Source organism: Pseudomonas kairouanensis, assembly GCF_004682055.1.
GTDB classification, from domain to species: Bacteria; Pseudomonadota; Gammaproteobacteria; order Pseudomonadales; family Pseudomonadaceae; genus Aquipseudomonas; species Aquipseudomonas kairouanensis.
In genome coordinates this window covers 95,206-105,250 of sequence record NZ_QUZU01000019.1, presented here as the reverse complement: position 1 = coordinate 105,250, position 10,045 = coordinate 95,206, and the positions used below count along the sequence as shown (strand labels likewise).

The following is a 10,045-nucleotide window of genomic DNA, read 5'->3' as shown; positions in this document are numbered from 1 at the left end:
TTGGCTTTGTGCTGTTTTTGAAACTTGGGCTACAGACCGCCCGTGGCGTTAAAGCCCACTCCAAGCACCGTCAACACCGACAACGGCAACAGCAGCGTGTCGAGCAACGCACTGGCCGGCAGGTCCACATGGGGATAACTCGGCGCTTCGGCGCCAAAGCGGTCCTTGGCACAACACCCGCCATTGATCGCATACAGATCCAGCCGCGTGCCCGCATACACCACCGGCGCCCCCGGTTGCGCCGCATCCAGCGTGCGCGCAGTAGCGCAGCCTGCCAGTTGCAGCGCCAGCAGGATCAGCAACGCCTTATTCATCACTGCTCAAGTGGTGTTCGCCCCAACGCGGCAGCATGTCCTGGGGAATATTGAGCAGGTTGAGAATGCGCGCCACCACAAAGTCCACCAGGTCATCGATGGTCTGGGGCTGGTGATAGAAGCCCGGCGAGGCCGGCAAGATCGTCACGCCCATGTTCGACAGCTTGAGCATGTGCTCCAGGTGAATGCTCGAATACGGCGCTTCGCGCGGCACCAGGATCAACTGGCGGCGCTCCTTCAAGGTCACGTCCGCTGCGCGCTCGATCAAGTTGTTGCACGCGCCGGTCGCAATGGCCGACAGGGTGCCGGTGGAGCACGGCACCACCACCATCGCCGCAGGCGCGCCGGACCCCGAGGCCACCGGCGACATCCAGTCTTCTTTACCGTACACCTTGATCTGCCCCGCCGCCGCACCGGTGTATTCGGTGAGGAACGCCTGCATCATCTGCACCTTGGGCGGCAGTGCCACGTCGGTCTCGGTGGCCATCACCAATTGTGCAGCCTTGGAGATCAGGAAGTGCACCTCACGGTCTTCGCGCACCAGGCAATCGAGCAGACGCAAGCCATAAGGCGCACCCGATGCACCGGTCATCGCCAGGGTGACGCGCTCCGGCCCGCTCATTTCAAGGCCTCGGCCAGTTTGCCGTGCAGGCCGCCAAAGCCGCCGTTGCTCATCACCACCACATGGGTACCGGGCGTGGCCAGTTGCTTGACGTGTTCGATAATGCCCTCGATGGAATCGCAGACTTTCGACGGCACGGTGCACAACGCCGCAATGCCCGGCAGGTCCCAGCCCAGGTTGGCAGGCGCGTACCAGACAACCTGGTCGGCATCGTTGACACTTTCCGGCAGGCCGTCACGGTGGGCACCGAGCTTCATGGAGTTAGAACGTGGCTCCACAATGGCAATGATCGGCGCCTCGCCGACTCGTTTGCGCAAGCCATCCAACGTAGTGGCAATCGCGGTGGGGTGGTGGGCAAAGTCGTCGTAGATGGTAATCCCATTCACGTCGGCGACTTTTTCCATGCGCCGCTTCACGCTCTTGAACGCGCTCAGCGCGGCAATCCCCATGGACGGCACCACGCCCACATGCCGCGCCGCAGCCAAGGTCACCAAGGCGTTGGCAACGTTATGCTGGCCGGTCATGTCCCAATCGACGATGCCTTGGGCCACTCCTTCGAACAGCACTTCAAATCGGGAGCCGTCTTCACTGAGCAACTTGACCTGCCACTGCCCGCCCGCGCCGGTGGTTTGCACCGGGGTCCAGCAGCCCATCTCGATCACACGCTGCAACGCGGGCTCGGTGGTAGGGTGAATGACCAGGCCTTCACTCGGAATGGTGCGCACCAGATGGTGGAATTGCCGCTCGATAGCTGGCAAATCCGGGAAGATGTCAGCGTGATCGAACTCAAGGTTGTTCAGGATGGCCGTACGCGGGCGGTAGTGAACAAACTTGGAGCGCTTGTCGAAGAAGGCGCTGTCGTATTCATCGGCTTCGATCACGAAGAACGGCGTGTCACCCAGGCGCGCCGACACTGAAAAATTCTGCGGTACGCCACCAATCAGGAAACCGGGGCTCATGCCCGCATGTTCCAGCACCCAGGCCAGCATGCTACTGGTGGTGGTCTTGCCATGGGTACCGGCGACGGCCAGCACCCAACGCCCTTGCAGTACGTGGTCGGCCAGCCATTGCGGGCCGGACACATAGGGGAGGCCTTTGTTGAGTACGTATTCCACGGCGGGGTTGCCACGGGACATGGCATTGCCGATCACCACCAGGTCCGGCACCGGGTCGAACTGCGACGGGTCGTAGCCTTGGGTCAGTTCGATGCCCTGGGCCTCAAGTTGCGTGCTCATGGGCGGGTAAACGTTGGCGTCCGAGCCCGTTACATGGTGCCCGAGTTCCTTGGCCAGAACCGCCATCGAACCCATGAACGTGCCGCAAATACCGAGAATATGAATGTGCATAGTCGACCTCGTAAAACATCGAGGCAGGTTAGCGCAGGGGGGCGAAAATCGCACCCTTTAGCTGAGGGCGTGACGTGCGATGCCGTGCCTGCGCAGCTTGCGATACAGGGTGTTGCGGCTGACGCCCAGTTGCTCCGCGGTGTGGCTCATGTGCCAGCGCTGTTGCTCCAGCACCGCCAGCAGCGTCAAGCGCTCGGCATCGTCCAGCGGCGACTCTGCCGACTTGGCATCCACAGCCGTTGCCGGGGGTACCTGGCGGATCAGCGCGGGCAGGTCGTGCAGCGCCACACGCCCCTCATCACATAACGCCACCAGCGTACGCAGCACCGTGCGCAGTTGGCGCACGTTGCCCGGCCAGGCAAAGGCCAACAACGCCGCACGCGCTGGAGGGTCGAGCACTACCGTCTCGCCGCCAGCCTCCTGCGCGAGCAGGAAATCCAGCAACTGGGCCTTGTCACTGCGCTCGCGCAACGACGGCAAGCCCACTTCCAGACCATTGAGGCGGTAGTACAAATCTTCGCGGAAGCTGCCGTCCTCAACGCGCGCGAGCAAATTGCGGTGGGTCGCGCTGATGATTCGAACATTGACAGCCTGGGGCTCACCGCCGAGGGGCACCACCAAGCGGTCCTCCAACACCCTTAATAGACGGGTTTGCAGGGCCAGCGGCATATCGCCGATTTCATCCAGGAACAACGTGCCGCCATCCGCCTGCTGCAACTTGCCCTGCATGCCTTCTTTACGCGCCCCGGTAAAACTGCCGCCGCGATAACCGAACAGCTCGCTTTCGATCAGGCTTTCCGGGATAGCCGCGCAGTTGAGTGCTACAAATGCCCTGTCGGCGCGCTGGCTGGCCTGGTGTACCGCCTTGGCAAAGGCTTCTTTACCCGAGCCGGTTTCCCCATTGATCAGCAACGGCACATCCCGCTCGAATACCCGCAGCGCCTTGCCGAAATCCCGCTGCAGCGCCGGGTCGCCCAGGCAGATACCGGGCAAAGGCGGCCGCTGTACCACGGCAGGCTTGGCGATAGGTGCGACAACACTGCGCACCTGGCCCCGCAGGGCAGCGAACAACTGCCGGCCATCGCGGGTGCGCAACGGCCAACTGGCGGTGGCATTGGTACTGGAGCGACCGAGCAGTTGGTCCAGGGTGCACTCGAAAAACGCCTCCACCGGCTGCCCCAGTAAACCGCCGCGCAGTTGTCCCAACAGGTTCAACGCGCTCTGGTTCGCTGCGCAAATGCGCCCTTCACCGTCGAACGCCAGCAGGCCTTCGCTGAACAACCCCACCGACTCCGCCTGCAAATGGAAACGCAGCAGCCAGTGGTTTTCAAAGTGGCGCAAAAAGTAGCAACTCTCGATCATCTTGGCCGACAGGTTCACCAGCGCCATGGTGTGGAACTGGCTCTGGCGCGATACCGCTTCGCGCGCCGAGGACACATCCAGCACCGCCAGCAAGTCACCATGGGGGTCGAACACCGGGCTCGCTGAACAGGTCAGCCCGGTATGGCGCCCGCGAAAATGCTCATCGCGATGAATGGTCAGGGACTGGCGCTCCACCAGGCAGGTGCCGATGCCGTTGGTGCCTTCACAGGCCTCGCTCCAGTCGGCCCCCAGCCACAGCCCGGCGCGCTCGAAAATCTTGCGCTCGGAGGGCGCGGTGACACAGTTGAGGATCACCCCGCGGGCATCGGTGAGCAGTACCGCATGGCCGGCACCGGACAGCTGCTGGTGCAGGCTGTTCATCTCGCTGCCGGCGATATGCAGCACTTGTTGCAGGCGCTCGCGGCTTTCCAGCAGGCGGCCATGTTCAAGCACAGTGGGGGCAAGGGTTTGCGCAGGGTCAAGGTGGTAGTCCTCCAGGCAGCGCAACCAGGAGCGGGCGATGGACGGGTCGCTCGATGGGTCGCGGCCATGGGCCACGGTGAGGACTTGCTGGGCATGGCGGCTGAAATGATCGTTGTGCATTTCTTATTATTCTCCCTGCGTGAGAACGCCCAGCATCCCCCAGGCACCCGACCAATGCAATCCCGGCCAGACCCACCGGTCACAGGCTGTCCCGTTTGTGGCACAAACTGTCACATCGCCTGTATCACCCCTGTCACAGCAACGCCTTGCAACAAAGCCCAAGTCGTTGATTTGCCTGGCCCTCAAAGCACTGGCCCAACCTTTGCTCTACGCTTTATAGGCGCTTGCCGCGCTGCACTCCCAATAAACATAAGAGCCAGGAGATACCCACCATGCGTTACGCACACCCCGGTACTGAAGGCGCCATCGTTTCGTTCAAGGCCAAATACGGCAACTACATCGGTGGCGAATTCGTTGCGCCGGTCGATGGCAACTATTTCACCAACACCTCGCCGGTCAACGGCAAGGCCATTGCCGAATTCCCGCGCTCCACGGCCAAAGATATCGACAAGGCGCTGGACGCCGCCCACGCCGCCGCCGACGCCTGGGGCAAGACCTCGGCCCAGGACCGTTCACTGGTTCTGCTGAAAATCGCCGACCGCATCGAACAGAACCTCGAACTGCTGGCCATCACCGAAACCTGGGACAACGGTAAGGCCGTACGCGAAACCCTCAACGCCGATATCCCGCTGGCTGCCGACCACTTCCGCTACTTCGCCGGTTGCATCCGCGCCCAGGAAGGCACCAGCGCCGAGATCAACGAGCACACGGCCTCCTACCACTTCCACGAGCCGCTGGGCGTGGTTGGCCAGATCATCCCGTGGAACTTCCCAATCCTGATGGCCGCGTGGAAACTCGCGCCAGCCCTGGCCGCCGGTAACTGCGTGGTACTCAAGCCTGCCGAGCAGACCCCGCTGGGTATCACTGTGCTGATGGAAGTGATCGGCGACCTGCTGCCACCGGGTGTGCTGAACGTGGTGCAAGGTTTCGGTAAAGAAGCGGGCGAAGCCCTGGCCACCAGCAAGCGCATCGCCAAGATTGCCTTTACCGGTTCCACCCCCGTGGGTTCGCACATCATGCACGCGGCGGCCGAGAACATCATTCCGTCTACCGTTGAACTGGGCGGCAAGTCGCCGAACATCTTCTTCGCCGACATCATGAAAGCCGAGCCATCGTTCATCGAAAAAGCCGCCGAAGGCCTGGTGCTGGCGTTCTTCAACCAGGGTGAGGTGTGCACCTGCCCATCCCGCGCCTTGGTGCAAGAGTCGATCTACGACGACTTCATGAAAGTGGTGATGAAAAAGATCGAGTCGATCAAACGCGGCGACCCGCTGGACACCGACACCATGGTCGGCGCCCAGGCGTCCGAACAGCAATTCGACAAGATCCTGTCCTACCTGGAAATCGCCAAGGGCGAAGGCGCGCAGCTGCTCACCGGCGGCAAGGTCGAGAAGCTCAGCGGCGACATGGCTGGCGGCTATTACATCCAGCCGACCCTGCTCAAGGGCACCAACGAAATGCGCGTGTTCCAGGAAGAAATCTTCGGCCCGGTGGTGAGCATCACCACCTTCAAGGACGAAGCGGAAGCCCTGGCCATTGCCAACGACACCGAGTTCGGCCTGGGCGCTGGCGTGTGGACCCGTGACATCAACCGCGCCTACCGCATGGGCCGGGCGATCAAGGCGGGCCGCGTGTGGACCAACTGCTACCACCTGTACCCGGCGCATGCGGCGTTTGGCGGTTACAAGAAGTCGGGTGTGGGCCGTGAGACCCACAAGATGATGTTGGATCATTACCAGCAGACTAAAAACTTGCTGGTGAGTTACGACATTAATCCGTTGGGCTTCTTCTAACCATCACCCCCTCCCATATTTGAAATGCAATTAAAAATGTGGGAGCGGGCTTGCTCGCGAAAGCGGTGTATCAGTTACAAACTCATCAACTGACACACCGCTTTCGCGAGCAAGCCCGCTCTCACATTTAGATCTTCACAAGTACTTGCGATTTGCGTTCGGCACACAGAGGCCGAGTTAAAAAACAATAACAACGAAAGGTACTTTCCCATGCCTAGCGAACCGACTGGATCTTCCGTCGACTTCGAAAAAGTCGACTCTCAATACTTCCAACAACGCGAACTTAAAAAAGGCGCCGCCGGCTGGGTGCTGTTAGTGGGCCTTGGTGTTGCCTACGTTATTTCCGGCGACTACGCCGGCTGGAACTTCGGCCTGGCCCAAGGCGGTTGGGGCGGCATGTTCCTGGCCACGTTGCTGATGGCCACCATGTACCTGTGCATGTGTTTTTCCCTGGCCGAACTGTCTTCCATGATCCCTACCGCTGGCGGTGGCTACGGCTTTGCCCGCAGTGCATTCGGGCCGTGGGGCGGGTTTCTTACGGGCACCGCCATCCTGATCGAGTACGCCATCGCGCCTGCCGCCATTGCGGTGTTTATCGGCGCCTATTGCGAGTCGCTGTTTGGTATTGGCGGCTGGATGATTTACCTGGCGTTCTACATCATCTTTATCGGCATCCATATCTTCGGTGTTGGCGAAGCCTTGAAGCTGATGTTCGTGATTACCGCCGTTGCCGCCATCGCCCTGGGCGTGTTCCTGGTGTCGATGGTGCCGCACTTCAACGTGGCCAACCTGCTGGATATTCCAGTGACCGAAGCCAAGGGCGCCAGTACCTTCCTGCCGTTCGGCTATGTAGGTGTATGGGCTGCGATTCCCTACGCGATCTGGTTTTTCCTGGCCGTCGAAGGCGTGCCCCTGGCCGCTGAAGAAACCAAGAACCCCAAACGCGACCTGCCCCGTGGCCTGATTGGCGCCATTGTGGTGCTGACCAGTTTTGCCCTGTTGATCCTGGTGATTGCACCGGGCGGTGCGGGCACCTACGCGCTGGTCAAATCCGGCAACCCGCTGGTGGAAGCGCTGGCGTTGTCTTACGGCGGTTCAACCTGGATGGGCGGCTTCGTCAACCTTGTAGGCTTGGCGGGGCTGATTGCGAGCTTCTTCTCGATTATCTACGCCTATTCGCGGCAGATCTTTGCACTGTCCCGCGCCGGTTACTTGCCGCGCAAGCTGTCCCAAACCAACAAGAGCAAGGCGCCGGTACTGGCCTTGGTGATCCCCGGCATCATCGGTTTTGGCCTGTCGCTGACCGGCCAGGGCGACCTGTTGATTCTGGTGGCGGTTTTTGGCGCAACCATTTCCTACGTATTGATGATGGCTGCTCACATCACCCTGCGCATTCGTCGCCCCAAAATGGACCGTCCGTACCGCACACCGGGCGGCATCTTCACCTCCGGGGTTGCCCTGGTACTGGCCTGCGTGGCCGTGGTGGCGGGCTTTTTGGTGGACCCGCGCGTGGTGATTGGCGCCGCGATCATCTATGGAGTATTAATTGCTTACTTTGCTTTCTACAGCCGGCATCACTTGGTAGCAGGCACGCCCGAAGAGGAATTCGCGGCGATCCAGGCCGCAGAAGCCGCCTTGCACTAACTGCCGTAAACCTCGACGGGGGCCGCTGCTCCCGTCGTCAAGGAGACACTGTATGGCAAGCTTTTCCCACGCGGTGGGTACACAAACCTACCGCTTCGACAGCCTCAAGGACGTGATGGCCAAGGCCAGCCCTGCACGCTCCGGGGACTTCCTCGCCGGCGTGGCCGCACAGAACGATGGCGAGCGGGTGGCCGCGCAGATGGCGTTGGCGAATATCCCCCTCAAGCAATTTCTTGAGGAAGTGCTGATCCCTTATGAAAGCGACGAAGTCACACGACTGATCATCGACACCCACGACAAACAGGCGTTTGCACCGGTCAGCCACCTGACCGTAGGCGGCCTGCGGGACTGGCTGCTCAGCGACGCTGCCGATGAACACAGCCTACGGGCGCTGGCGCCAGGCCTTACACCGGAGATGGCGGCCGCCGTGTCCAAGATCATGCGCGTGCAAGACTTGGTGCTGGTGGCGCAGAAGATCCGCGTGGTCACGCAGTTTCGCGGCACCATGGGCCTGCGCGGGCGTTTATCCACACGCCTGCAGCCCAACCATCCGACCGACGAACCGGCCGGGATCGCCGCGAGCATTCTCGACGGCCTGCTGTACGGCAACGGCGACGCCATGATCGGCATCAACCCGGCCACCGACAGCATCGCCTCGATCTGCGCGATGCTGGAGATGCTCGATGCGATCATCCAGCGCTACGAAATCCCCACCCAGGCCTGCGTGCTGACCCACGTCACCACGTCCATCGAAGCGATCAACCGTGGCGTGCCGCTGGACCTGGTGTTTCAGTCGATTGCCGGTACGGAGGCGGCCAACGCCAGCTTCGGTATCAACCTGAACGTACTGCAAGAGGGTTACGAAGCAGGCTTGAGCCTCAAGCGCGGCACCCTGGGGCAAAACCTGATGTATTTCGAGACCGGCCAGGGCAGCGCCTTGTCGGCCAACGCGCACTTTGGCGTTGACCAGCAAACCTGCGAAACCCGCGCGTATGCGGTGGCCCGGCATTTCAAGCCGTTTTTGGTAAACACCGTTGTAGGCTTTATCGGCCCTGAGTACCTGTACAACGGCAAGCAGATCATCCGTGCCGGTCTCGAAGACCACTTCTGCGGCAAGTTGCTGGGCGTGCCGATGGGTTGCGACATCTGCTACACCAACCATGCCGAAGCCGACCAGGATGACATGGACACCCTGCTGACCTTGCTCGGCGTGGCCGGGATCAACTTCATCATGGGTATCCCTGGCTCCGACGACATCATGCTCAACTACCAGACCACCTCGTTCCACGACGCCCTGTACGCCCGCCAGACCCTGGGTTTAAAGCCGGCGCCGGAGTTTGAACAATGGCTGGCGAAAATGGGCATCTTCACGCAAGCCGACGGCAAGGTGCAGTTTGGCAACAGCCTGCCACCGGCGTTTCGCCACGCCTTGGCGCAATTGGGATGAAGGAGCCGCCCGTGCAACTTGACCTACCTGAGAACCCGTGGCTGGAACTGCGCCGCCTGACCCCGGCGCGCATCGCGCTGGGGCGTACCGGCACCAGCATCCCCACCAACGCCCAGCTTGATTTTCAGTTTGCCCACGCCCAGGCACGGGACGCGGTGCACCTGCCGTTTGACCATGCGGGCCTTAGCAGCCAACTGGCCGAGCGGGGCCGCGACAGCCTGTTGCTGCACAGCGCTGCGCCTGACCGTCATATGTACCTGCAACGCCCGGATCTGGGGCGGCGCTTGAGTGATGAGTCGGCACAGATGCTACGCGAGCATGCTTCGACCAACCCTGGTGGGGTGGACTTGGCGGTCGTGGTGGCTGACGGCCTGTCGGCCTTGGCGGTGCATAAGCACACCTTGCCGTTCCTGACACGCCTGGAGGAACAGAGCCATGCAGACGGCTGGTCCCTTTCACCGGTCATTCTGGTGGAGCAAGGCCGCGTGGCAGTGGCCGACGAAATCGGGCAATTGCTTGGCGCCAAGATGACCGTGATCCTGATCGGCGAACGGCCTGGGCTCAGTTCGCCGGACAGTTTGGGACTGTATTTTACTTACAACCCCAAGGTCGGCCTCACCGATGCCTATCGCAACTGCATCTCGAATGTGCGCCTGGAAGGCTTGAGTTATGGCATGGCGGCCCATCGTTTGCTGTACTTGATGCGAGAGGCGTGTCGGCGCCAGTTGTCGGGCGTCAATCTCAAGGATGAGGCGCAGGTTCAGACGATCGAGTCGGACGATCCGGACCTGATGAAGGGCAATTTCCTGCTCAGCCCAGCGAAGGACTGATACCCGCACGATTGCGCTTTTTCGCGTCTTTAGGCAGCATCAAGTCACGGCCGCTCGCGTGGTCATACCCCATTTGGAAGTTGA

The 10,045-nt window shown here is 61.3% G+C and carries 8 protein-coding genes; 4 read left to right on the top strand and 4 right to left on the bottom strand.

What is annotated here, in order from left to right; translation table 11 throughout:
* Positions 1-29 precede the first annotated feature (29 nt).
* Genes DYL59_RS16655 through DYL59_RS16640 form a run of 4 tightly spaced genes read right to left on the bottom strand, consistent with a single transcriptional unit; the run spans position 30 to position 4,247 of the window.
* Complete coding sequence (locus tag DYL59_RS16655; protein ID WP_135290137.1) at positions 30-314, bottom strand: YceK/YidQ family lipoprotein; 285 nt, start codon at positions 312-314, stop codon at positions 30-32.
* Positions 307-936 carry a flavin prenyltransferase UbiX gene (gene ubiX, locus DYL59_RS16650; protein ID WP_017735613.1) on the bottom strand — a complete coding sequence of 210 codons (630 nt, stop codon included), beginning with the start codon at positions 934-936 and terminating at the stop codon, positions 307-309. Before ubiX ends, DYL59_RS16655 begins: the two co-directional genes overlap by 8 nt.
* Positions 933-2,282 (bottom strand): UDP-N-acetylmuramate:L-alanyl-gamma-D-glutamyl-meso-diaminopimelate ligase, encoded by a 1,350-nt coding sequence (mpl, locus tag DYL59_RS16645; protein WP_135290136.1) that lies wholly within the window; start codon positions 2,280-2,282, stop codon positions 933-935. The genes ubiX and mpl overlap by 4 nt, the downstream gene beginning before the upstream one ends.
* Before the next feature lie 57 nt (positions 2,283-2,339).
* Positions 2,340-4,247: a sigma-54-dependent Fis family transcriptional regulator gene (locus tag DYL59_RS16640; RefSeq protein ID WP_135290135.1), complete on the bottom strand. Its 1,908-nt coding sequence runs from the start codon at positions 4,245-4,247 to the stop codon at positions 2,340-2,342.
* A 272-nt stretch (positions 4,248-4,519) separates the two neighbouring features.
* On the opposite strand from DYL59_RS16640, the gene exaC reads away from it, so the two are divergent.
* From exaC to eutC, 4 genes are all read left to right on the top strand, one after another.
* Positions 4,520-6,040, top strand: coding sequence for an acetaldehyde dehydrogenase ExaC (exaC, locus tag DYL59_RS16635; RefSeq protein ID WP_135290134.1), 1,521 nt, complete (start codon positions 4,520-4,522; stop codon positions 6,038-6,040).
* Between the two features lie 210 nt (positions 6,041-6,250).
* Positions 6,251-7,684: an ethanolamine permease gene (eat, locus tag DYL59_RS16630; RefSeq protein ID WP_135290133.1), complete on the top strand. Its 1,434-nt coding sequence runs from the start codon at positions 6,251-6,253 to the stop codon at positions 7,682-7,684.
* Positions 7,685-7,736: 52 nt separating this feature from the next.
* On the top strand, positions 7,737-9,131 hold the full coding sequence (locus DYL59_RS16625) for an ethanolamine ammonia-lyase subunit EutB (protein WP_135290132.1): 1,395 nt from the start codon (positions 7,737-7,739) through the stop codon (positions 9,129-9,131).
* On the top strand, positions 9,128-9,961 hold the full coding sequence (gene eutC / locus DYL59_RS16620) for an ethanolamine ammonia-lyase subunit EutC (RefSeq protein WP_135290131.1): 834 nt from the start codon (positions 9,128-9,130) through the stop codon (positions 9,959-9,961). Before DYL59_RS16625 ends, eutC begins: the two co-directional genes overlap by 4 nt.
* Positions 9,962-10,045: the final 84 nt, after the last annotated feature.